This window comes from Rhodospirillaceae bacterium (assembly GCA_002746255.1).
Lineage (GTDB): Bacteria > Pseudomonadota > Alphaproteobacteria.
The window spans coordinates 65,748-89,703 of sequence record NVWO01000004.1 but is presented as its reverse complement, the minus strand read 5'-3'; the positions used below and the strand labels follow the sequence as shown (position 1 = coordinate 89,703).

The 23,956-nt window shown below is 55.2% G+C and carries 23 protein-coding genes; 7 read left to right on the top strand and 16 right to left on the bottom strand.

Going from position 1 to position 23,956, the window contains the following annotated elements:
* The 5 genes from trpD (at position 1) to COA65_04135 (ending at position 4,401) form a co-directional block, all read left to right on the top strand.
* Positions 1-1,038: an anthranilate phosphoribosyltransferase gene (gene trpD, locus COA65_04155; protein ID PCJ60418.1), complete on the top strand. Its 1,038-nt coding sequence runs from the start codon at positions 1-3 to the stop codon at positions 1,036-1,038.
* Positions 1,035-1,853 carry an indole-3-glycerol-phosphate synthase gene (locus tag COA65_04150; protein ID PCJ60417.1) on the top strand — a complete coding sequence of 273 codons (819 nt, stop codon included), beginning with the start codon at positions 1,035-1,037 and terminating at the stop codon, positions 1,851-1,853. The genes trpD and COA65_04150 overlap by 4 nt, the downstream gene beginning before the upstream one ends.
* A 6-nt stretch (positions 1,854-1,859) precedes the next feature.
* Positions 1,860-2,339: a cyclic pyranopterin monophosphate synthase MoaC gene (gene moaC / locus COA65_04145; GenBank protein ID PCJ60416.1), complete on the top strand. Its 480-nt coding sequence runs from the start codon at positions 1,860-1,862 to the stop codon at positions 2,337-2,339.
* Positions 2,339-3,544: a molybdopterin molybdenumtransferase MoeA gene (locus COA65_04140; protein PCJ60415.1), complete on the top strand. Its 1,206-nt coding sequence runs from the start codon at positions 2,339-2,341 to the stop codon at positions 3,542-3,544. The genes moaC and COA65_04140 overlap by 1 nt, the downstream gene beginning before the upstream one ends.
* A 149-nt stretch (positions 3,545-3,693) precedes the next feature.
* Positions 3,694-4,401, top strand: coding sequence for a repressor LexA (locus COA65_04135; GenBank protein PCJ60414.1), 708 nt, complete (start codon positions 3,694-3,696; stop codon positions 4,399-4,401).
* Between the two features lie 4 nt (positions 4,402-4,405).
* Here the strand turns inward: COA65_04135 and COA65_04130 are convergent, their stop codons facing one another.
* Entirely contained in the window at positions 4,406-6,613 is a 2,208-nt protein-coding gene (locus tag COA65_04130) for a metal-binding protein (GenBank protein PCJ60413.1), read from the bottom strand.
* An 86-nt stretch (positions 6,614-6,699) separates the two neighbouring features.
* Here COA65_04130 and COA65_04125 point away from each other — a divergent pair, with 86 nt between their 5' ends.
* Complete coding sequence (locus COA65_04125; GenBank protein ID PCJ60412.1) at positions 6,700-8,100, top strand: glutamate--tRNA ligase; 1,401 nt, start codon at positions 6,700-6,702, stop codon at positions 8,098-8,100.
* A 136-nt stretch (positions 8,101-8,236) separates the two neighbouring features.
* A complete protein-coding gene (gltA, locus tag COA65_04120; protein PCJ60411.1) occupies positions 8,237-9,547 on the top strand; it encodes a citrate (Si)-synthase in 1,311 nt (436 codons plus the stop codon).
* A 34-nt stretch (positions 9,548-9,581) separates the two neighbouring features.
* Here gltA and lpxB read toward each other — a convergent pair whose 3' ends face one another.
* The 15 genes from lpxB to rpsB all read right to left on the bottom strand — a co-directional run bounded on the left by lpxB (position 9,582) and on the right by rpsB (position 23,919).
* Positions 9,582-10,769, bottom strand: coding sequence for a lipid-A-disaccharide synthase (lpxB, locus tag COA65_04115; GenBank protein ID PCJ60410.1), 1,188 nt, complete (start codon positions 10,767-10,769; stop codon positions 9,582-9,584).
* A complete protein-coding gene (locus COA65_04110) occupies positions 10,766-11,587 on the bottom strand; it encodes a UDP-2,3-diacylglucosamine pyrophosphatase (GenBank protein PCJ60409.1) in 822 nt (273 codons plus the stop codon). Before COA65_04110 ends, lpxB begins: the two co-directional genes overlap by 4 nt.
* The gene (locus COA65_04105; protein PCJ60408.1) at positions 11,577-12,380 is read right to left on the bottom strand and encodes an acyl-[acyl-carrier-protein]--UDP-N-acetylglucosamine O-acyltransferase; all 804 of its coding nucleotides are present in this window, start codon (positions 12,378-12,380) and stop codon (positions 11,577-11,579) included. Before COA65_04105 ends, COA65_04110 begins: the two co-directional genes overlap by 11 nt.
* The gene (gene fabZ / locus COA65_04100; GenBank protein PCJ60473.1) at positions 12,380-12,793 is read right to left on the bottom strand and encodes a 3-hydroxyacyl-[acyl-carrier-protein] dehydratase FabZ; all 414 of its coding nucleotides are present in this window, start codon (positions 12,791-12,793) and stop codon (positions 12,380-12,382) included. The genes COA65_04105 and fabZ overlap by 1 nt, the downstream gene beginning before the upstream one ends.
* Before the next feature lie 51 nt (positions 12,794-12,844).
* Positions 12,845-13,867 carry a UDP-3-O-(3-hydroxymyristoyl)glucosamine N-acyltransferase gene (gene lpxD, locus COA65_04095; GenBank protein PCJ60407.1) on the bottom strand — a complete coding sequence of 341 codons (1,023 nt, stop codon included), beginning with the start codon at positions 13,865-13,867 and terminating at the stop codon, positions 12,845-12,847.
* 12 nt (positions 13,868-13,879) lie between these two features.
* Positions 13,880-14,440, bottom strand: coding sequence for a hypothetical protein (locus COA65_04090; GenBank protein PCJ60406.1), 561 nt, complete (start codon positions 14,438-14,440; stop codon positions 13,880-13,882).
* A 30-nt stretch (positions 14,441-14,470) separates the two neighbouring features.
* Positions 14,471-16,774: an outer membrane protein assembly factor BamA gene (gene bamA / locus COA65_04085; GenBank protein PCJ60405.1), complete on the bottom strand. Its 2,304-nt coding sequence runs from the start codon at positions 16,772-16,774 to the stop codon at positions 14,471-14,473.
* A complete protein-coding gene (rseP, locus tag COA65_04080; protein PCJ60472.1) occupies positions 16,774-17,823 on the bottom strand; it encodes an RIP metalloprotease RseP in 1,050 nt (349 codons plus the stop codon). The genes bamA and rseP overlap by 1 nt, the downstream gene beginning before the upstream one ends.
* 133 nt (positions 17,824-17,956) lie before the next feature.
* Positions 17,957-19,120 (bottom strand): 1-deoxy-D-xylulose-5-phosphate reductoisomerase, encoded by a 1,164-nt coding sequence (locus tag COA65_04075; protein ID PCJ60404.1) that lies wholly within the window; start codon positions 19,118-19,120, stop codon positions 17,957-17,959.
* 11 nt (positions 19,121-19,131) lie between these two features.
* Positions 19,132-19,989 carry a phosphatidate cytidylyltransferase gene (locus tag COA65_04070; protein PCJ60403.1) on the bottom strand — a complete coding sequence of 286 codons (858 nt, stop codon included), beginning with the start codon at positions 19,987-19,989 and terminating at the stop codon, positions 19,132-19,134.
* Entirely contained in the window at positions 19,934-20,668 is a 735-nt protein-coding gene (locus COA65_04065) for a di-trans,poly-cis-decaprenylcistransferase (protein PCJ60402.1), read from the bottom strand. The genes COA65_04070 and COA65_04065 overlap by 56 nt, the downstream gene beginning before the upstream one ends.
* Positions 20,669-20,672: 4 nt before the next feature.
* Positions 20,673-21,230: a ribosome recycling factor gene (locus COA65_04060; GenBank protein ID PCJ60401.1), complete on the bottom strand. Its 558-nt coding sequence runs from the start codon at positions 21,228-21,230 to the stop codon at positions 20,673-20,675.
* On the bottom strand, positions 21,227-21,985 hold the full coding sequence (locus tag COA65_04055; protein ID PCJ60400.1) for a UMP kinase: 759 nt from the start codon (positions 21,983-21,985) through the stop codon (positions 21,227-21,229). Before COA65_04055 ends, COA65_04060 begins: the two co-directional genes overlap by 4 nt.
* Before the next feature lie 108 nt (positions 21,986-22,093).
* On the bottom strand, positions 22,094-23,020 hold the full coding sequence (locus COA65_04050; GenBank protein ID PCJ60399.1) for an elongation factor Ts: 927 nt from the start codon (positions 23,018-23,020) through the stop codon (positions 22,094-22,096).
* Positions 23,021-23,097: 77 nt separating this feature from the next.
* Positions 23,098-23,919: a 30S ribosomal protein S2 gene (rpsB, locus tag COA65_04045; protein PCJ60471.1), complete on the bottom strand. Its 822-nt coding sequence runs from the start codon at positions 23,917-23,919 to the stop codon at positions 23,098-23,100.
* Positions 23,920-23,956: the final 37 nt, after the last annotated feature.

The window sequence follows — 23,956 nt, the reverse complement described above, 5'->3', positions numbered from 1 at the left end:
ATGGCGAAAAGAAAAAGCGTTCTTCACCCCTTGCTGGCAAAAATAGCCACCGGCAAAACCCTTGACGCGAAGGAGGCCTCTGCTGCCTTCCGGGCTTTGATGACCGGCGCGGCCACGCCGGCTGAAATCGGCGCCTTCCTTATGGGCCTGCGCGTGCGTGGTGAAACGGTCGAGGAAATCACCGCCGCCGCCCGGGTGCTGCGCGCCAGGGCACTTTCGATCCAGGCTCCGGCGGGTGCCATCGATACCTGTGGCACCGGTGGCGATGCCTCGGGCACCCTGAACGTCTCGACGGCGGCGGCTCTCGTTGTCGCGGGTGCCGGCGTTCCCGTCGCCAAGCATGGCAATCGGGCTCTGTCCTCGAAATGCGGCTCGGCCGACGTGCTTGAAGCCCTGGGCGTCAATCTTACGACCACACCGGGGCGCATCCGCCAGGCTTTTCGTCAGGCGAAGATCGGCTTTCTGTTCGCGCCCCACCACCATCAGGCGATGCGCCATGTGGCGGAAACCCGAAAACAACTCGGCATGCGTACGATTTTTAACCTTCTGGGGCCGTTGGCCAACCCGGCGGGTGCCAGACGGCAACTCCTTGGCGTTTATTCGCCTGATTGGGTCGTTCCGATGGCGCGTGTGCTGAAAAAACTGGGCACGACGCGTGCCTGGGTCGTCCATGGCAAGGACGGGCTCGACGAATTGACGACAACAACGACGTCCTTTGTGGCATCCCTTGCTTCTGGTCGCGTGCGCAGCTTCGAGGTGGTCCCGGAAGACGCCGGCCTCCCCCGTGCCCGACCGGAAATGCTGAAAGGTGGCAATGCGCGCACGAACGCCAGGGCAATCGAACGGCTGCTGGATGGAAAAACGGGACCTTTCCGCGACATTGTCCTCCTCAACGCCGCCGCCGCCTTGATCGTTGCCGAAAAGGCCAGAAACCTGAAGCAGGGCGTGACCCTTGCCGCACAAGCCATTGATAGTGGGCAGGCACAGGCAAGCCTTCGTAAACTCGTCGAAATCACGAACGCTGGAAAAGACGCGTGACCGGAATTTTAAGCCGCATTTGCGCCGAAAAACGCAAACATACCGCCCGCCGTCTGGAAGAGCGGCCCCTGCCCGAGATGATCGTGATGGCAGAAGCCGCCGCGCCCACCCGCGGCTTCCTCGCACGGCTCATGGCGGCGCGCCAAGCCAGGCAATATGGCCTGATCGCCGAGATCAAGCGTGCCTCGCCAAGCCGGGGGCTGATCCGTAAGGATTTCGATGCCGCCACGCTCGCCGCTGCCTACGAGGCCGGCGGCGCAACCTGCCTGTCCGTGCTGACGGACGAGCCCTGGTTTCAGGGGCGCGACGAACACCTCGCCCAGGCCCGAAACGCAACGGCCCTGCCGGCCCTGCGCAAGGATTTCATGCTCGATCCCTACCAGATTTACGAATCCCGTGCGCTTGGTGCAGATTGCGTGCTTCTAATACTTGCTGCGCTGGATGAGGAAACCGCCTTAATACTCGAAAAAACAGCACTTATTCTTGGCATGGACGTTCTCATCGAAGTCCATACGGAAGGCGAACTGACCCGTGCCCTGGCCATGAAATCGCGCCTGATCGGCATCAACAACCGGGATCTGGACACCCTTGAGGTCAGCCTTGAAACGGGTGAATTTCTGGCACAAAAAGTGCCTTCGGACCGTCTCGTCGTCTGCGAAAGCGGCCTTAAAACATCCAAAGACCTTGCCCGCATGGCGAAAGTGGGCGCAACAAGCTTTCTTATTGGCGAAGCCCTCATGCGCGAGGCTGACGTGACCGCCGCCACAAGGGCAATTCTCGCGCCACCCGGCAGCAACAAAACTGCGGAGATGTAAAAACTTATGGCCAAGGATTTCACCCATTTCGACGCCAACGGCAATGCCGTCATGGTCGATGTCACGAAAAAGGACGAGACGGACCGGATCGCCATCGCCAAAGGCACTGTTCGCATGCAGGCCGAAACCCTGGCGAAGATCCAGCAAGGCAGCGTGAAAAAAGGCGATGTTCTTGGCGTCGCCCGGCTTGCCGGCATTCAAGGGGCAAAACGAACCGCCTATTTGATCCCTCTCTGCCACCCTCTGCCTCTGGCCTCGGTCGAGCTTGATTTTGTCTGCAACCCGGAATGCAGCACCGTCGAAATCACCGCCTGTTGCAAGGTGAAGTCCCGAACCGGGGTTGAGATGGAAGCCCTGACAGCCGTCTCGGTGGCGGCCCTTACCATTTACGACATGTGCAAGGCGGTGGACCGTGCCATGCAAATCACGGATATCCACCTTACACATAAATCAGGTGGAAAATCAGGGGTTTATGAGGCAAACTAATGATATCGGTTAAGGGTGCAATCGCAACAATTGAAGCGGCTCTGACACCGGTTTCCGTCGAGACAATCCCCATTTCCGATGCTTTTGGCCGTGTTCTGGCCGAAGATTTGGTCGCCCAGCGTGAACAGCCGGCCCTGGCCGTCTCGTCGATGGACGGCTACGCCGTTCGTGCCTGCGATGTCGCATCTGCACCAGCAACTCTGACCCTTATCGGTGAAAGCCGCGCAGGCCAAGGTTTTGATGGGACCCTATCCAACGGTGAGACGGTTCGCATCTTCACCGGCGCCCCCCTGCCAAAGGGCGCGGACGCGGTCGTCATGCAGGAAGTAGTCACGGCAGCGGCAGCCAGCGCCACCATGGAGGAAAGCGTCACTGAAGGGCAGTTTGTCCGTCCGGCCGGCCTGGATTTCCAAAAAGGAAAAACGTTGCTAAAGGCCGGAATCAGGCTCACCCCACGGGCAATAGGCCTGGCCGCCGCCATGAACCTGCCGCAACTGGCGGTGCGGCGAAAGCCCAGGATCGCCATCCTTGCGACCGGCGACGAACTCGTCATGCCAGGGGCCGATCTCCCGCCCGAAAACAGCGTGAATTCGAACAGCTTCACCCTTTCCGCTCTTATCCGTCATTTCGGGGGCGAGCCTGTGGATCTCGGCATTGCGAAGGACAGCCGCCAGTCCCTGCTTACCCTGGTCGCAAAGGCGGCGGAGGCCGATTTGCTGGTCACGACTGGCGGCGCTTCCGTAGGCGACCACGACCTTGTCCGAAGCGTCCTTGGCGAGGCCGGTCTTCATCTTGATTTCTGGGGTGTCGCGGCACGGCCTGGAAAACCAACGCTTTTTGGGCGGCTCAACGACACGCCGCTTTTGGGGCTGCCGGGAAATCCTGTCACCACAGTTGTCGGTGGCCTGCTTTTCCTGCGCCCGGCAATTGCCGCCCTTCTCGGCCTCAGGGAAACGCCTCCACAGCCGGAAAGCGCCCGCCTCACCCTGGCGATGGCAAAGAACGGCCCGAGAGAGGCCTATCTGAGTGCAAAAAGCACACATGACGAAGACGGCATCCGCCATGTCACCCCCTTTTCCAAGCAGGACAGTTCCATGCTCGCACAAACAGCTGTGGCCGATTGCCTGATCCTGCGCCTGCCCCAGGCCGCCGCTGCGGCCGCTGGCGACACCGTCACGATCCTGCGCCTGCCAAGCTTCGCCTGACGCCCCCGGCGCGTGTGTGTGCGAACCCCTTGACGCATAAAAAGAACTAAACTAGAACATAGGTAGAGTTTACCTTTTGTTCTGTTTTGGCGTTGTGAACTCGTCTTACGTCCAGGCACCTGGGAAATTTCGATAATTGGGGGATTCCAATGTTGACGAAGAAACAGCATGAACTCCTGACGTTCATCCATCAGCGCCTCAACGAAACAGGCGTGGCCCCTTCTTTCGACGAAATGAAGGTGGCGCTGAACCTCAAATCAAAATCCGGAATTCACCGCCTGATTACGGCGCTTGAGGAACGCGGTTTTATCCGTCGCCTTCCCCACCGCGCGCGCGCGCTTGAAGTGTTGAAATTGCCGGAAACAGCCGCCGGCCCCTATGCGTCAGATACATCCGGCACACCCGGCGAAGTCATTCGAGGCAATTTTCGTCATCTCCAGGCAATCGACGACAACACGACGCCGAAAGCCCCCCCGGTGGTCGAATTGCCATTGTTCGGACGCATCGCCGCCGGCACGCCGATTGAAGCGTTACGAGACCCCGCGGCGACCATCGATATTCCCGGCAACCTGATTGGAAACGGCAATCACTATGCCCTGGAAGTGGCGGGCGATTCGATGATTGACGCTGGCATTCACGACGGTGATACGGCGGTCATTCAGGAATGCGGTACGGCGGAAAACGGCGCCATCATTGTGGCCTTCATCGACAACGAAGAAGTCACCCTCAAACGTCTGCGCCGAAAAGGTCCCTCCATCGCGCTGGAACCCGCAAACAAAGATTATGAAACGCGTATTTTCGGCAAAGACCGCGTGCGTATTCAGGGAAAGCTCGTCGCTCTTTACCGCCAATACTAGTTTTCTAGTTTTTTTCGACGCGTGCCTTCGTCGCCCCGCGTCGTCGGGCACGTTTTCTGGGGCCTCCCACCCACGGTCGCTCCCCACGCATGTCACGCACGTTGCGAATGCGCACCTTCTCTTCATCAAGCCAAATTGCGTGTGTGCCCTTTCGCCATAGGTCGAAGCGGTCAATCACAACATCAACCCCCCGGCAAACGCCGTCACGTACCGGCACCCGGCTAATCACCATGTCGGCCAGGGTGCAATCTTCGGCCAAGGCGCCAAGCTCGAAAACGAGCGCAACCATCTGTCCACGCACGCGGTAGATACATCCCATACTATCGCAGGCAAGTCGGCCATCCTCGCTCTTCCCTTCCTTCGGCCACGGCAGGACATCCGTTTCGCCCGCATGACGCAGCCAGTCCCGCCCGGAAAACCGCGCCGCCCGCCGCGAGGAAAAGCGATACCCGTCCACGTCTGCCCGTACGGCGAAAAGTTTCGCATTCTCGGAAACAAGAATATCCGGTGGCCGATAAAACCCTATCGTCGCCAGCCCTGCGGCAATGCCAACAAGCCCGAAATAACGCCACCGCTGCCGCCAAAGACAAAGCCACAGCCCCCCAAGGGTAAACGTCGCCAGACCCGCCATCGTCATGGATGGTAGAAGGGCAACGGAACCCGGCCATCCCGCCACTATCTTCGCCGTCTCGATCACGGCGTTAACGCCCCACCCCATTGGAACCAGGGCAAGCGGTTCAAGGCCAAACGGCATCAGGAGAAACGCCAGAACGGCCCACGGCATAATCCAAAGGGCGGTGATTGGTACGGCAACCAGATTGGCCGCCAGCCCGTATTCGGCAAAGCGGTTGAAATGCTGAACGGCAAAGGGCGCTGTAGCCATGCCGGCAACCAGGGTCGTCAGCCCGACCCCCCCCAGGTAAAGGCCGACGCGGCGAAGCACTCCACCTGCCGCTTTTCTCCTGATCCACACCCGACGAATGGCCTCGTAGACAGCAACCAGAGCGATCACGGCGGCAAAGGAAAGCTGGAAGGACGCGCCAAGCAGGGTGTCTGGCTGCAACAGAAGAATAACAACAGCCGCCCAGGCGACCAGGCGCATGGAAATCCCCGTCCGGTCCAACAGAACGGCAAGCAGAACCAAACCAATCATCAAAAATGCGCGTTGGGTCGGAACGGTCCCCCCAGATAAAATGAGGTAACCGAAAGCCCCGAAAAGTGCGACGACCGCAGCCCATTTCTTGATGTGGTAGCGCAGCGCCAGAGGCTCAACCAAAGCCAGAAGCGCACGCATGGCGACAAACAGAATACCGGCAACAAGGCCGATATGCAGACCGGAAATGGCGAGCAGATGGGCAAGGCCTGAATTCCGCATCGCCTGCCACACATCTTCGGCAATCGCCCCTCGCTTTCCAGTCATGAGCGCGGCAGCAACCGCCCCTCTTTGACCTGGCAGCACGTCCACGACGCGATCAAAAATCCATTGGCGGGATTTTTCAACTTCGCTTTTAAAGAGGCGATCATCCGTATTTGCCTCAGCGACATTTTTCTCGGCAACCGCTTCAAGGGGGCCGATGGCAAAGCCAACGGCCCCTAGACCTTTGAAGAAAGCGTGGCGCTGAAAATCAAAATTCCCTGGTGCCGTCGGTGCACGTGGCGGCAAAAGCATGCCGCGAACGCGCACCCATTCACCAATACGCAGGGGTGCCCGCTGCTGATCCCTGCGAAGACGAATGCGCACATTTTCCGGCGTGGCTTCCGGAGCAATTCCTTCGATCCGGGCGTCGTGAAGGGTGACGCGAAAGCCATTGGGGAGAACATCAAAATGCGCGATTCTCCCTTCGATAGAAACCATTCCGGTTTCTTCCTCGAGAAATGGCGCAGCAACAAGAAACGTGCGTATTTTCGCTGCAGAAAAACCAATGCCGATGGTGGCAATGGCAAGAAAAAGCATGAACCAGACACCGCGATTCCACAAAAGGACGATACCCAGAAACAGGCCCCCTGCAAGCAGAAGGGCAACCCACAGCGATGGCTCAAAGCCCAGGGAAAAATAGATTGCAATCCCAAGGCCCAAGCCAACCGGCAGCCACAATTGCCAGTTTTCGCGCTCGGCCAGCAAATTCCCGGCGACCGCTTGCATGAAACGCTGGCCGAAAGAACGGCCCTTCGCCGAAACATCAAAGGATATGTCGCTGTCCTTCACAATCATTTATGCCAGCCCTACTGCAAGTGCTTTCAATATGCTAAACCCATATGAAATCACAGCTTACGCATTCCTTACACCTGTCGAGAAGCATGTCTATCATCACGCGTTTTGCCCCAAGTCCAACCGGTTACCTCCATATTGGAGGTGCCAGAACCGCTCTGTTTAACTGGCTTTATGCACGCCACCACGGTGGCTCCTTTCTGCTTCGCATTGAGGACACGGACCGTTTGCGCTCTACGAAAGAAGCCGTTGATGCGATCTTCGACGGGCTGCATTGGCTGGGATTGGACGCCGATGAAGAGCCCGTCTATCAAAGCCTGCGAGCGAATCGCCATATCGAAATAGCAAATGAGCTGCTTAAAAACGGATTGGCGTATTATTGCTATTGTTCCCCAGAAGAACTTACGGAAATGCGGGCAACGGCAAAACGGGAAGGAAAGCCTGTCCGTTACGACGGGCGCTGGCGAGACCGCGGCCCATCGGAAGCGCCAGCGGGCGTAAAACCAACCATCCGTTTCAAGTCCCCTCTCGATGGAACAACCCTTATCCACGATCTTGTTCAAAAAGATGTGACCGTCGAAAACGCGCAACTGGACGATATGGTGCTGCTGCGTGCCGACGGCACCCCAACCTATATGCTGTCCGTTGTGGTTGATGACCACGATATGGGAATTACGGATGTCATCCGGGGGGACGATCATCTGACAAACGCCTTTCGCCAGACCCAGATTTATCGCGCTTTGTCGTGGCCGACTCCAAAATTTGCCCATTTGCCCCTCATTCATGGGCCCGATGGTTCCAAACTGTCCAAGCGCCACGGCGCCATCGGGGTCGACGCGTATCGGGAAATGGGTTTCCTTCCAGAAGCGCTTCGCAACTATCTTCTTCGCCTTGGGTGGAGCCACGGTGACGAGGAAATTATCCCAACGGACCGGGCCATCGAATGGTTTGGCCTGGATGCCGTCGGTCGCTCGTCTGCGAGGATCGATCTAAAAAAATTAGAAAATCTGAACGGCCATTATTTGCGCGAAGAGAAAGACGCGCGGCTTGTTGGGCTGATTGCCCCAAAAATAGAAGGCGTTCTTGATAAAAAACTTACAACCGAGAACGAGAAGCGGCTTCTTCTCGCAATGCCGGGATTGAAAGCACGCGCAAAAGACCTGAACGAACTTGCCGAAAATGCCACGTTCTATGTTCGCAGCCATCCGATCCCGCTGAATAAAAAAGCGGAAAAATTACTGAATGAGGAAGGGCAGGCATATCTCGCAAAGATCGCCGCAAGACTTACCGAACTTGATTCCTGGAAAGAGGACGCTCTGGAAGCGGCAATCCAGGATTTGGCTGAAGCCGATAGCATAAAACTCGGAAAACTGGCCCAGCCCCTGCGGGCAGGGCTTACGGGCAGCAACGCATCGCCTGGAATCTTTGAGGTTATGGCTATTCTTGGCAAGGCCGAGGTGCTGAATCGTTTGCGTGATGTCCTCCCCTAGGATAGATTACGGGCTGAAAATTTTTCCCTTCGAACAGGCTTGTCACGCATAAAACGAGGCAGAAAAAGCCTTTGATGAAGGGTGAGCTACGACACAGATCTAGAGGCTGTCTATCTAGAGGCAAGGACAAACAGGAATGAATAAAAAGCAGACCGAGCCTTCTTTTACCCTCATCGACAATCGGACAGGCGATAAATACGAACTGCCGGTTTTTGACGGTACGGACGGGCCATCCGTGATTGATGCCCGCAAGATATACGCCACGACTGACTGCTTCACCTACGACCCTGGCTTCACGTCCACAGCCAGTTGCCGCTCAAAGATCACCTACATCGATGGTGAAGCAGGCATCTTGCGTTACCGCGGCTATCCCATTCAGGAACTTGCCGAAAAAAGCGATTATCTGGAAGTCTGCTATCTACTGCTTCACGGGGAACTTCCAAACGCCACGCAAAAAGAGGAATTCGAACACAACATCACTTACCACACGATGGTGGATGAACGGATCGGCTTTTTCTTACGCGGGTTTCCACGTGCCGCACATCCAATGGCCATAATTTGCGGCGTCGTAAGTGCGCTTGCCGCCTTCTATCACGACAACCTCGATATCAACGATCCTCACCAACGGATGGTTGCTTCGCATCGTCTTATCGCAAAACTTCCGACGATTGCAGCAATGGCCTTTAAATATTCGCTTGGACAACCATTCATCTATCCACGAAACGATCTGAGCTATTGCGAGAACACGCTTCGTATGATGTTTGCGGTACCTTGCGAAGATTATAAGAAAAACCCGGTGCTCGCCAACGCCTTGGATAAGATTTTCATTCTTCATGCCGATCACGAGCAAAATGCCTCAACCTCGACCGTGCGCCTTGCCGGATCGAGCGGCGCCAATCCATATGCCTGTATCGCGGCTGGAATTGCCTCACTTTGGGGACCTGCGCATGGCGGCGCAAACGAAGCCGTCCTCAACATGTTGCAGGAAATTGGATCGAAAGATCGCGTGCCAGAATTTATCAAGCGTGCGAAGGATAAAAACGACCCGTTTCGCCTCATGGGTTTTGGCCATCGTGTTTACAAAAACTATGACCCACGTGCCGCCGTCCTTCGTGGATCGGCTCACGAGGTGCTTGACGATCTGGGCGTAAAAAACGAGCCCCTTCTGGAACTGGCGATGGAGCTTGAGCGCATTGCCCTTGAAGACGACTATTTTATTGAGAAAAAACTCTTTCCAAATGTCGATTTCTATTCCGGCATTATTCTCAAAGCGATGGGAATTCCAGCCTCCATGTTTACCGTCATGTTTGCCCTTGGGCGCACGGTTGGCTGGGTTGCGCAATGGCAGGAAATGATCGAGGATCCGGAACAGAAAATCGGGCGCCCAAGACAGCTTTACACCGGTGCCACGGAACGCAGCTTTGTCCCCGTCGAAAAACGCAAATAAACGGCGACGCCTCACCCCATAAAAGGCCAGCCGTCTAGCTAGAAGCTGCCCGTTTTTCTAAAAATTCGAGAATCGCACTCGCAGCGCGTCTTGAAGGAAGTTCATCCCCTTCCCCCAATTGCAGAAGCGCTTCTTTGACGTCACGTTTTTGCAACTCGCGGGCCGCCGGATCCTGTAGCAGGCGGATCAGGCTGTCCGCCAGCATTTTTGGGTTGCAGTTTTCCTGAAGAAGCTCCGGTAAGACTTCCCGGTTCAAAATAACATTCACGAGCGCGACGTAGGGAATGCGTAACATGCGACGAAGGAGCCAGGCGGTAACCGGATTAACCTGATAGGTGACCACCATCGGAAGGCCGGCTCGCGCGACTTCGACGGTCGCCGTACCGGAGGCAACGACGGCAATTTCACTGGCAGACAGGGCATCCCATTTTTCGTCATCGTTCTTTATGACGATCGTCGGCACCGGCCAGTTGGCTGTTGCCGTTCGAACTTCTTCCTCAACGACCGAGACGGTTGGTACAACCGCATGCAATCGTGGATAGCGGACCCGCAGCAAGGCAAGCGCATCACCAAAGACCGGCAGCAGCCGTGAAGTTTCAGAATGGCGACTTCCTGGTAGCATGGCAATCACCGGGGAAAGCGGCGGAATGTTGTGCCGTTCCCGAAAATATGGCCCATCCCCTGTACCTGCACCCGATTCAATGGCCGAGTGGCCGACGGCGATGCTGGGAAGACCCTCCTTCTTAAAGATTGGTGGCTCGAAAGGAAGCAGCGTGAGCAACAAATCATTCACACGGGCAAGTTTTTTCGCACGGCGCGGTTTCCAGGCCCAGACCTGAGGCGCCACGTAATGGACAACCGGAATCCCCGAACCCTTTAGCCTGCGCGCAACCTGATAGCTGAAGGTTGGCGTATCGATTGTAATCAGGGAAACGGGCCGCGCCGTCTTGATCGCCGCAACCGTTTCGCGAATTCGCCGCAGAAGCAACGGCAGATGGGGCAAGATTTCCGCAATCCCGATAAGGGCAATGTCCCGCATTGGAAAGAGGGCTTCAAGCCCTTCCCGCAACATCCCCTCGCCACCAATGCCGTAAAAACGGACGCCTTTGCCCAAACGCTCACGAAGCGCCGCCATCAGACGCGCGCCCAGCAAATCGCCTGAAGGCTCGCCTGCGATGATGAAGAAAAGCGGCCCGGCATCCGGGCCATGCCCACCGGTCATAATGGCACCTTGATTCCGACAAGAAAAAGACCGGCCCGGTCGGCGGCTTCAATCACGTGGGTACGGTCGATGATGAGTGAACCGCCGGCCTCGACGGCAATTCCGCAAAGGCCCGCCTTTGCCACTGCCTGCACCGTGGCCATTCCGATCGTCGGCAAATCCGCCCGGGCCTCTTGCATCGGTTTTTTAATTTTTACCAGGACGCCGCCCGGACCTTCACGTCGAAGGCGGCCGGCCCGATCGATCAGGGCATCGGTTCCTTCCACCGCTTCTACGCCGAGGACAATTCCCTGCTGGACGATGACGGCCTGGCCGACATCGAAGAAACCGATAGCGCGTGCGATTTCAACGCCACGGGTGATGTCCGCCTCGGCGGAACGATCCGGCGCAAGTTTTCCAAGCACACCTTCCGGCGTCAGCAGTTCGTCGAACACGTCTTCGGCTCCCACCACACGAAACCCCTCCGTTTCCAACGCCTTAATCGCCATGCGAAGCAACCCATCGTCGCTTAAAGAGGCGACGCCCGCCTTTGCCAAAAGCATGGCCCCCTTTACGTCCGGGCGCAGAGAGGCAAGCGTGGGGCGGCCCACGGGGCCGGCAAGCACGAGATCTTTGACTCCGGCTTCATGCAAAAGCTTGATGGCGGTGCCAACCGCGCCCAGGCGAACCCAGGCATGGGGCACGTTTGCAACCGTTTTCGAGTTCGTATGCCCTTTCAAGGCCAGAACAAAACATTCCCGCCCCTTTGATCGGCAGGCTTCAACAATCCTTTCCGGCAACGCGCCATTGCCGGCAATGATTCCAAGTTTATTCGGCATGCCCCGCCTTGGGCTGACAGATAGATCGTGAAGAATCCGCTTGAATGAACGTGACAATTTCCTGAACCGTCTCGTTCTTTTCAAAAAGTTCGGAAACATCCGTAAGACGCTCTGCCAGGGTCCCTTCCTCAGCGAATAAGAGGCGATAGGCGTTGCGAAGCGTATGGATCGCATCGCGCGAGAATTCCCGACGCTTGAGACCGATAATGTTCAAGCCGGATAAATACGCCCGATTGCCCATAACCGAACCGTATGGAATGACGTCGTTCTCGACGCCGGACATGCCGCCAACCATGGCATGCCTGCCGATGCGGACGAACTGATGAACCGCCGAAAGGCCACCGATAATGGCGTATTCGCCAACCTTCACATGACCGCCAAGGGTGCCATTGTTCGCCATGACAACGTGATCGCCGACGTTGCAATCATGTGCGACATGCGAAGCTATCATAAACAAACAATGGCTGCCGACGCGGGTAATCAGGCCACCGCCCTCCGTACCCGGATTCATCGTTACATGCTCGCGAATAACGTTATGGCTGCCGATGATAAGCTTGGATGGTTCGCGGGCATATTTCAAATCCTGCGGTGGGTGCCCGATAGATGCATAGGGATAAATCTTTGTTTTCTCGCCTATTTTTGTTTGTCCATGCACAACGACATGCGAAACAAGCGAGACTCCGTCCCCCAATTCGACTTCTGGGCCGACACAACAATAAGGGCCGATCGTAACGTCCTCGCCCAGCTTGGCGCCCGACTCAACAATGGCCGTTGGATGAATTTTTATAGACATCAGCGATCCATAATCATCGCGGTAAAGGTCGCTTCCGCCATCACTTGCTCACCCACCTTGGCAAGGCCGGTGAATTTCCAGATATTCGCCCTGCGTTTCTTTTTTTCGACATACACACGCATCTGATCGCCGGGAACGACCGGCTTGCGAAAACGCGCATTTTCGATCGACATGAAAAAAACGAGCTTACCTTCCGCCTCGGATCCCAAGGTGTGAACCACGAGGCATCCTGCCGTTTGGGCCATGGATTCGATAATCAGAACCCCCGGCATAACCGGCTCGTTCGGAAAGTGCCCATGAAAAAACGGCTCGTTAATCGAGACATTTTTAATGCCCGTCGCACTCTCGCCAAGAACAATTTCGGTCAATCGGTCAATCAACAAAAATGGGTAACGATGAGGTAGTTTCTGCATAATCTGCAGAACGTCCAAATCGCTATCATTTTTTATTTCTTTCGCCACCGCTCAGTTTCCCTTTTTCCTCGCCAATTTGGCTAGAGTGGTCGTTTGACGATGATATTGTCTAATGGGCACGGCGGGGGTTCCTCCAACAGTTTCCCCGGGAGCCACATCCCGCATGACGCCAGACTGCGCCCCGATGCGAGCACCCGTGCCTATCGCAAGATGCCCAGTCATTCCGACCTGCCCGCCAATGAACACATAATCACCAAGCTTCGTGCTTCCGGAAATACCTATCTGGGAAACCAGCACGCAGCCCTTACCCAAATGAACGTTATGGGCAATCTGCACAAGATTGTCGATCATGCATCCAGCGCCAATAACCGTGTCGGCATTCGCGCCGCGGTCAATTGTCGTATTTGCGCCAATTTCGACATCATCATGAACAAGAACCCGGCCCAATTGGGGAACCCGCAAATGCCCTTCCTGATCCGGGTGAAACCCAAACCCGTCCTGGCCTATCCTGGCGCCTGGATAGATTGTTACCCGTGATTCCAGGATAGCGTGGCTTATCGATGCACACGCACCAATTTTACAATCGTCGCCGATCTGTACATTTTCGGCAATCACAACATTTGGTCCGATCCAGCAACGCGGGCCGATTTCCGCATGGGCACCGATAACGGCCCCCGCCTCGACAGCCGTGCCCACACCAATTTTCGCCGTTGGATCCACGCTCGCCAAGTCGGAAATCCCGGGCCGAATCGTTGCCGGTGGATAAAAAGCTGCGGCAACACGCGCGTAGGTTCGATAGGGTTTTGCCGTCTCCAGCAAAATCATTCCAGCCGGCGCACGGCCCGCCATATCCGGGTGCGCGATACAAAGTCCCGCCTTGCTGTTTTCAAAAAGCGGCAAATATTTTCGATTGTCCAGAAAGCTTACGTGACAGGCATCCGCCTGATCCAATGACGCAATGTCCTCAAAAATACGCTTTGAGTCCACGCCCTTTGGCACAGGCACGTCAGCAATCTTGAAAATTTGCGCAAGCGTAAAGGGGCCAGCAGATGAAAAAAAACGGGGGTCCGGCAAAAAGAAACCTCCCTACTTAGCCAAATTCACCTTGGGAAGGGCTTCGTCCAGCTGCTTTAGGACATCCTCGCTGACATCAAAGCCACGGACAGCATAAAGGACGCTATCTCCCGTTATGACGATGTTAAACCCGCGAGCCTGGGCGACATTGGAAGCAATTTCTGCAAGTTTCTGTTGAATCTGGCCAACGGCCTTGTCGAAAGTCGCGCGTAAATTTGTTTTACGTGTATCGAAGCCCTTCGCCTCTGCCATAAACTTACTCTGAAATTTTTCCTGACGCTGCTTGAAGGAGTCCGGCGAAAGAAGGGTTTTCTGGCGGACAAGATCTTCGCGTTGTTTGGTGAACTCTTCTTCCATGTTCTTGGCGTCCGCCTGCAAATCCTGCGTAAGCTTGTCCATTTGTTCGCGAAGCTGAACGTATGCCTTCGCCTTGCTGATAATGACGGACATATCTACGACGGCGATGCTTGTTGCAGGAGCGGTCTGAGCATGAGTTGGCATAGCGGCCACAGCCGACAATAGAAATGTGCCAAGCAGGACTGGGATGAATCGCATGTAATTTTTCATAATCATAACACCTGAATTTTTAAGGTTTTMTTTTCTCTAAAAGACTTTTCCGAATCTAAAGCGAAAAATTTCCTGCTCGTCAAAACCTTCTTTGAGGATTGGAATGCCAAAGTCTCCCCGTATGGGGCCAAAAGGCGARTCCCAAGAAATTCCGAACCCCGCGGACATGCGAAGGTTAGACTTATCGCGCACCTCCGGTCCCGTCGCATCCACGCTTGTCAGCGTGCCAAAATCGATAAAAAGAGCCGCCGAAATGCCACTGGATTTTAGCCCAAGCGGCACCCTCAGCTCGACGCCGCCATTGTACATGAAGTTACCGCCTAAAGCGTCATTCGTTAGAATGTCGCGCGGACCAACGCCGCTATTCTCAAAACCCCGAAGATTATCCCCTCCCAGGAAAAACCGATCGCTTATTCGTATGTCCGCACTTCCAAGCCGGGCGACGTAGGCCACAGCGGAACGCAAGCTGACAACCCATTTTCGATCATCATCCAGGGAATAAAAATAGCCGCCACTCAAATTATTACGCAAGAACTTTACATTGCCGCCTAGTCCGGCCACATCGGTCCTCAGAACCCCAAAATAGCCTTCCGTCGGCTTCAGGGCATTGTCGCGCTTGTCATAACCAATCGAGTGCCCAAGCACTGACGCCGTAAAATTCCCCTCCTGGTCACGCACAAAACGGGAGGCGAAAAAAGGAACGTCGCGAAGGTCATCCTTCTGCAATGTGTAGCTCCAGCTCTCACGCAGGTGCTCTGCCAATGGATAGCCCATGCGAATGGTAAAGCCAACTTGCTCAAGCTTGAACGAGCTGAAATCTTCTTGATCGAACGAACGCCTGAAAATTTCGACCCCCCCGCTCAGTTCCTTACCAAAAAGATAGGGTTCCGTGAAACTCAGGCTTTGCTCCTGTTGTCTTTCGGCAACGTTGAGCTTGAGGGCCAGGGTCTGCCCCTTCCCCAAAAGATTTCGCTCGGTAATTCCCAGTTCCAGAAGGGCACCGGCCGATGTTGAAAATCCAACGCCAATGCTGAAATCACCCGTGGATTTTTCTTCCACATCTACGTTGATATCCGTCTTATCCGGCTCATCCCCCGGTTCCTTCGTCACTTCAACGGTTTCAAAGTAGTTCAGGTTTTGAAGGCGTTGTTTGGAACGGTTCATTTTCGCTGCGTTGAATGCGTCCCCTTCTGCAAAACGCATTTCTCTTCGAATCACATGATCAACGGTTCGTTCGTTTCCACGAATGTTGATGCGGTCTACGTAAACGCGTTCCCCTTCCTTGATATGGTAGGTGATTTTGACCTTTTTGCTTTTGAAATCGCGATCAACAATCGGTCGAACGTCCACGAAGGCGTAGCCAAGCACACCCAACTCGTCGGTTATCCTATCGACCGTGTCATCTACCTTGTTGGAATTGTACCAGGCATCTTCAAGGGTCGTGACTTCATTGCGCAGAAGATTTGCATCAAACCGTTGCAATTCGTTGCGAATTGAAACCTGCCCAAAATGAAAGCGCTTCCCTTCATCAATCGTAAAGGTGATAAAAAAGGCTTCTCGATCCGGGGTGATTTCGGCAACGGCGGAAACAACCACAAATTCCGCATAACCGTTCTGCATATAAAACCGTCGCAAAAGCTCGCGATCAAATGTCAGCCGGTCTGGGTCATACGTATCGTCTTGCGCCCAAAACCGGTACCATTTCCATATGCGGCTTATTACAACGCTGCGCAGTTTATTGTCCGAGAATATTTTATTGCCGACGAAACTAATTCGACGGATGCCGGCGACCGGACCTTCCGTGATTTGATAAACCAGAGTTACGCGGTTTTGCTGGTGTTGGATGATGCTTGGCGCAACCGTTGCCGCAAAATAGCCGCGACGACGGTAAAGGGTAAGAATGCGTTGAACGTCGCTTTGTACCTTTGTCCGGGAATAAACGGAAAGCGCCTTTAACTGCGCCTCTTCCTCAAAGCTTTCGTCCTCAATTTCCTCGTTACCCTCAAAGACGACATTGCTGATGATCGGGTTTTCAACGACGTGAACGATTAACGCATTGCCCTCTCTCTGGATCGTGATGTCGGCAAACAATCCCGTAGCGAAGAGGGCTTTTAGCGAGTGGTCCACCCGTGTGGCGTCGTAGCTGTCGCCCGCGCGAATAAGCATGTAGGAGTGGACGGTTTCCGGCTCGATTCGCTGCGTACCCTGGATTCTCACCTGCTCGATCATCTCGCCGGTCTGAAAATCCTGCGCCGACACAGGGGCATTAAAGAACAACAGCGCAAACAGCGCTGCCACGTACACGCACGACTTCCAGCCAACGGCCTGTTGCCAATGCATCAAGAGAAAAGACCTCGGAAATAATCCGCCACCGGAAGACGGGAAAGATCATTCCAGGTGGCAAAAACCATCAAGGTCAGCACCATGGCAAGACCAAGACGGAACCCAATCTCCCTCAATTTCGCGCTTGGCGCTCTGCCGATTATGGCCTCGATCCCATAAAAGAAAAGATGCCCGCCATCCAGCAGAGGAATAGGAAAGATGTTAATCAGTCCCAAATTGATAGAAAGGATGGCCATAAACCAAAGCAACGTCGCGAAGCCACCCCGGGCCGCCTCACCGGACATTTGTGCAATGCCGATCGGGCCACTTAATTCATCGGCCCCGCGCGTTCCGGAAATCATCTGGCCGAGGGCTTTCAGCGTTAGCGCTGTAAAAGCCACCGTCTCTTTCGTTCCTTCCCAAAGTGCCGTTCCAGGATCCCGGAGAAGATAGTTCATGCCGGCACTGCGGATTCCCAAACGGGAAACCGTCTGAACGTGCCCGAAGCGATTCGTGATCTCGACCCGTTCGGGCGTCGCAACAACCGTCACTTCCCCGCCATCCCGCTCGACAATGATTTCTAGCGGAGAGCCGGTATTCAGGCCAACAACCTGTTTGATGTCCTCAAAACGATTGATCGAAGAACCGTCAATCCGCAGCACAACATCGCCAGAGCGCAAGCCTGCCGCTTCGGCCGCGCTGCCGGCCTGAACGCCCCCGATATCAGGCACGGTGTAGGGCTGGCCAAAGGTAGAAAAAAGAATGGCAAACGCCAAAATCGCAAATAAGAAATTGGCGATTGGCCCCGCCGCAACAATGGCAGCTCGCTGGTGTAGTGGCTTGTGAACGAAGGAAAGCTCCTTTTCCTCGTCTGAGAGCGGGGGTTTGTCGCTTTCCTCATCAAGGTCCATCTCGCCAAACATCTTCACATAGCCGCCCAAGGGCAGCATGCTGAACTTCCAGCGCGTACCTACCTTGTCGTTCCATCCAAACAGTTCTGGCCCAAAACCGATGGAAAAGGTTTCGATGCGCACACCATTATAGCGCGCAACCAGGTAATGCCCCATTTCATGGACAAAAACGAGCACCGTGAGAATGAGAAGGAATGGGATCACATAATCCCATATTCCAATAAAAAACTCGATCACGGCATTCGATTCCTAGTTGGTTTCTGATGGATGGCTGATAAAGGCCTTGTGGCTAGATTAATCCCGAAGCATGCCGCCTGGCGCTGGCATCCATTTCAAAGACATCCTCCAGCGTATGGAGCTCTGGTGCCGCCATGTGCTCCAGTGTTTCCTCAACAATGCGCGCAATCTCCAGGAAACCAATCTTGCCGGCAAGAAAGCCTGCAACGGCGACCTCGTTTGCAGCGTTCAGGATTGTAGGTGCGCCTCCGCCGCTTTGCAAGGACTGGCGGGCAAGCTTGATCGCCGGGAATCTATCTGAATCAGGGGCTTCAAAGGTAAGCTGGCCGACCGCAGCAAGGTCAAGCCGGGGCGAAGGTGCTGAGATTCGTTCCGGCCAACCCAACGCATAAGCAATCGGCGTACGCATATCTGGCATGCCGAGCTGTGCCAGCACGGAACCATCGGTATAGGACACCATACTGTGGATCACGGATTGCGGGTGAACCAGAATATCAATTTGGTCTTTTTTTACCGGAAACAGGTAAAAGGCCTCAATGAGTTCCAGCCCCTTGTTCATCATCGTTGCTGAATCCACGGAAATTTTCGCGCCCATGTCCCAGTTTGGATGCGCGACCGCCTGCTCCGGCGTTACGTCCGACATCGCCTTGTAAGAAAATTTTCGAAACGGGCCTCCGGAAGCGGTCAGCGTGATCTTCTCGACCGCTTCGACATGCTCCATGTCCAAAACCTGAAAGATCGCATTGTGTTCTGAATCAACCGGCAACAGGGTTGTGCCACTTTTGCTAATCTCGGCAAGCATCAGGTCCCCGGCACAAACGAGACATTCCTTATTGGCAAGCCCTACGATGCCACCGCAGCGAATGGCCGCAAGCGTAGGCGCAAGCCCGGCCGCACCAACGATGGCTGCCATCATCCAATCCGCCGGCCGCGTTGCCGCATCAACGAGCGCTTCTTTGCCCGCCGCCACTTCGACATCCGTCCCGGCAAGCGCGGCCTTTAATTCGCCATAGCGATCAGGATCGGCGACGATAGCAAGCCGTGCACCAAGCTGGCGGGCCTGGGCTGCCAATAGGGAAACGTTGCTATTCGCCGTTAGCGCGACGACTTCATAAGCTTCGGGATTGGCTGCAAGCAATTCCACAGTGTTGCAGCCGATCGAACCGGTCGAACCCAGGATTGTTACCCGCTTCGGCCTATTCTGTGGTTTTCGCATTTGCTGCAATGTCATGGAAAAATCCAGTCTCCTGTAAACAGCTTCACAAGCGCGGCGACCGGTGCGGCGGCCAGCACGCCATCAAGGCGATCCATCAATCCGCCATGGCCGGGAATGAGCCGCCCGGTATCTTTCACGTCAAAATGCCGCTTCACAGCGGATTCAACAAGATCACCACCTTGCGCAACGATTGCAAGCAAGGCGCCAAAAGCGCCAAGCCATTCCGGGCGCGGAAAACCGAACCCGTAAGCAATTGCCCATCCGGCAAAACCTGCGCAAAAAACGCCCCCGGCAAGGCCTGCCCAAGTTTTGTTGGGGCTGATGCGCGGCGCAAGTTTCAGCCCCCCAATTGCACGCCCAAACGCATATGCCGCAATGTCCGTCGTCCAGACCACGCCAAGAAGCCAGAAAAAAACTGCCCTTCCACTTTCCGGATCGGCACGCAGCCAAAGACAGGCAATACAAGGTGCGGCAACATAGAGGACGCCACCAGCAAGCCATGTGACCTGCGCGCCCTCGCCGAAACGGCCTAAAAGATAGAGACTGACGGCCCCGATAGCCAACAAACTGATTGCCACCCGGTCAGGCCCCGCAATGGCCGCACAAACGATCAACAGCACCAGCGCCAGCAACGCCCAGCCCGCCGGATGGACCCCGCCACCGCCACATAGCCTGGCCCATTCATAGGCAAGCCCCACCGCCACAAGCGTCATGAGGATTTCGAAATAGGGTGAACCGAAATAAACGACCGCAAGAACCGCTGGAGCGAGAACCACCGCCGATGCAATCCGACGCAAAAGCGACGATCCGCCCTTAGGAATCGGCTGCGCCGTATCGTCGCTCTCGATTTCCGAATTCACGGACGGCATCCTCAACATCCTTCTGTGTAAAGTCCGGCCAGAATTTATCAAGAAACACGAATTCCGTATACGCGGACTGCCAGAGCAGGAAGTTGCTTATGCGTTTCTCGCCGCTTGTCCGGATAATAAGGTCGGGATCCGGAATGGTCGCGGTTTCCAGATAATTTGCGAACATAGATTCGGAAATATCTTCGGCAGAGATCTTTCCTGCCACTATTTCTTTGGCAATTTTACGCGTGGCCTCAACAATTTCGTGACGGCCGCCATAGCTGAGCGCAAGGGTAAGGTTAACACCTGTGTTCTTCACTGTCGCGGCTTCGACTTCCTCAATCAGGGTAACAATGTCCGGATCGAGCTTGGCGCGATCCCCAATGATGCGCAATCGAACGCCGTTTTTCATCATTTCTTCAAGTTCATTGCGCAGGTAAAAGCGCAGCAACTGCATCAAATCCAGGATCTCACTGTGCGACCGTTTCCAGTTTTCCGAAGAAAACCCAAAAAGCGTTAAGTAAGAAATTCCAAGATTTTTCGCGGCCTTGACGGTCCGTCGCACGGCCTCGGCACCACGTTTGTGTCCAATGGCGCGCGGCAAGTGGCGCGCTGCAGCCCAGCGCCCATTGCCATCCATGATAATGGCTATGTGCTTTGGCATGGAAATAGGCTCGCTTAAATTCGGAACGGCTTCCATTCTTCTAGACGTGTGAAATTTCTTGGGTTTTAGCTTCCAGAGATTTTTCGAGCTTATGAATGTAATCATCGGTCAATGATTGAATTTTCTGCGACTGGGCACGCTGTTCGTCCTTGGAAATTTCCCCATTTTTTTCCAGGTCTTTCAACGCGTCCATGCCATCACGGCGTACGTTGCGTACCGCGACTTTCGCCTGCTCCGCATATTTTCCAGCAACCTTCGCAAATTCCATTCGGCGGTCTTCTGTAAGTTCCGGAATCGGAACCCGCACAACCTGCCCCTCCGCGATCGGGTTCAGGCCCAGGCCGGATTCGCGGATGGCTTTTTCCACCGCTTTCACGTTGCCCTTGTCCCAAACCTGGACCGAAAGCATGCGCAGCTCCGGCACGCCAATCGTGCCAACCTGCGTAATCGGCGTTGGGCTACCATAGGCATCGACGACAATCGGCTCCAGCAGCGTGATTGACGCGCGACCGGTACGCAGCCCCCGAAATTCCTTTTCCAAGGCTGCCAACGCACCCTCCATGCGCCGTTGAAGATCGCTCAGATCGGCTGTGGTCATGAACCCTGCCTTCCTTCCTCGTCCCCAATAAGGGTAAAACGGCCCTTGCCCTGAAGTACCCGAGCAAAATTTTTGGGCTCGTGAATTGAAAACACCACAATGGGAACCGCATTGTCCCGCGCAAGCGAAATTGCCGAGGTATCCATGACCCCCAGATTGCGTGAAATAACGTCGAGATATGTCAAACGATCGTACCGCGTGGCATCGGGAACCTTATGGGGATCGTCACTATAGACGCCATCCACCTGGGTGCCCTTGAAGATTGCGCTGCAACCCATTTCCACCGCCCGCAACGCTGCCGCCGTGTCCGTCGTAAAAAATGGATTCCCCGTCCCGGCAGCGAAAATGACGACACGCCCTTTTTCCATATGACGCGCCGCGCGGCGACGGATATAGGGTTCGCAAATGCTTTCCATTGGAATGGCCGACTGAACGCGGGTGGGAATGTTCAGTTGTTCCAGGGCGTTCTGAACGGCAAGCGCATTGATCACGGTTGCCAGCATCCCCATATGGTCCGCGCTGGTCCGTTCAAGCCCTTGCGCAGCGCCGGAAATACCGCGAAAGATATTCCCGCCGCCAACGACCAGACATATCTCGACCCCCATATGGTGAACATCAGCAATGTCCGTGGCGATACGTTCGAGAGCGGCTGGATCGACCCCATAGCTTGAGGTCCCCATGAGTGCTTCGCCGGAAACCTTCAGCAAAACACGCGGATAAAGAATGGATGTTTTGGGGGAGGTTGCGGCTTCCATGCCCAATGCCTTTTTCCTACGCACGCCTTGTGCGGACCAAGCCTTCAGGGCCGAAGGAAAAGACCCGCGGCAATGATGGCATACGCGCCCATAAGACGCCAGCCGGCCTCAATTCCCAAGCTGGGCCGCGACTTCGCTGGCAAAATCGCTTTCTTTGCGTTCGACACCTTCTCCAAGCATAAAACGGATGAAACCGGCCACCCGGACCGGTGCACCGATGTCCTTTGCCGCTTCCTCGATGAGATCGACCACCTTCGTTTCCCCATCGACAACAAAGGTCTGCTCAAGAAGCACCACTTCCTCGTAATATTTCCGCAAGCGGCCTTCGACCATTTTGGCGATGATTTCTTCCGGTTTTCCGCTTTGGCGGGCCTGTTCGGAAAGAATCTCCCTTTCCCGCGACAGCGCGTTGGCATCCAGACCGTCAAGAGTGATGGCTTGCGGGTTGGCAGCGGCAATGTGCATCGCAAGCGTCTTGCCAAGGCGGCGCAGCTTTTCCGCATCCCCGGTCGATTCAAGGGCAACAAGAACGCCAATTTTTCCAAGATTCGAAGCAATCGCGTTGTGAATGTAGGATGCAACGATACCGGGCTCGACGCGAAGAACCCCTTCTCGGCGCAGGTCCAGATTTTCGCCGATCGTCGTCACAAGCTCCGTTAGCGTTTCGGCGATGGTTTTACCCTCGCCAAGGCTCGCCTGCTGCAAGGCTTCAATGCCGCCGCCGTTTTCGCCAAGCGCCGTTTTGGCAACCTTGCTTACAAAGCCCTGAAACACCTCATTGCGAGCAACAAAATCCGTTTCGGCGTTGATTTCAACAATCGCGCCATTGCCCCCATTGATCGCGATGCCGATGAGCCCTTCCGAGGCAACCCGGCTTGACTTTTTGGCAGCAGAAGCAATCCCCTTTTTCCGCAGCCAATCGACCGCGGCTTCAACATCGCCATCGGTTTCTAAAAGGGCGCGCTTGCAATCCATCATGCCGACACCCGTCTTCTCGCGAAGTGTCTTGACCATCTTGGCTGAAACATTGGACATGACGAAACCTATCTCTAAGATAATTTATTTAACTTACTGTTTTTATTAAAATTTATCCTGGAATTCAGGTGCCGGCGTTACGGTTTTGGTTTTTCCGCCTCGGTGGCGACCGCCTGCTCAGCAACAGCTTTCTGGGGCGTCTCAGCAACAGCTTTCTCATCTGCTTCGCCGGCTTCAACATCGGCACCAACGTCGTCGCCCGACACCCGCCGTTCTTCCTGCAAGCCGTCAATCACCGCACCAGAAATCAGGTCGCAATAGATGCCGATTGCCCGAATGGCATCGTCATTGCCAGAGATCGGATAGGTAATGCCCTCTGGGTCGCTGTTGCTATCAAGAATGGCAATAATCGGGATATTCAGTTTAATGGCTTCCTTGATGGCAAGTTCTTCGCGATTGGTATCGATAACAAAGAGAATATCGGGAAGGCCGCCCATGTCCTTGATGCCACCCAGGGCGCGCTCCAGCTTGTCCCGCTCACGAGTTAGCTGAAGGGTTTCCTTTTTGGTGAGCAGGGTCTGCTCGGCGGCCAATTGTTCTTCGAGTTCCTTCAGGCGTCGAATCGACCGTGAAATCGTCTGCCAATTCGTCAACATGCCGCCAAGCCAACGGTGGTTCACGTAGTGCTGGCCACAGCGGGCTGCCTCTTCCGCAATTTTCTCTGATGCCTGGCGTTTCGTACCAACGAAAAGTACGCGACCGCCGTTTGCAACAACGCTGCGAACTTCCTTCATTGCCCGGTATAAAAGCGGCACCGACTGATCGAGATCGATGATATGGATGCCGTTGCGAGTCCCGTATATGTAGGGGGCCATCCGCGGGTTCCACCGCCGAACGACATGACCGAAATGAACGCCGGCTTTAAGAAGCTGGCGCATCGTAAAGGTTGGAAGTGCCATTTTTTCCTCGTCTTCTCCGGTTATGCCTCCGCGGGAA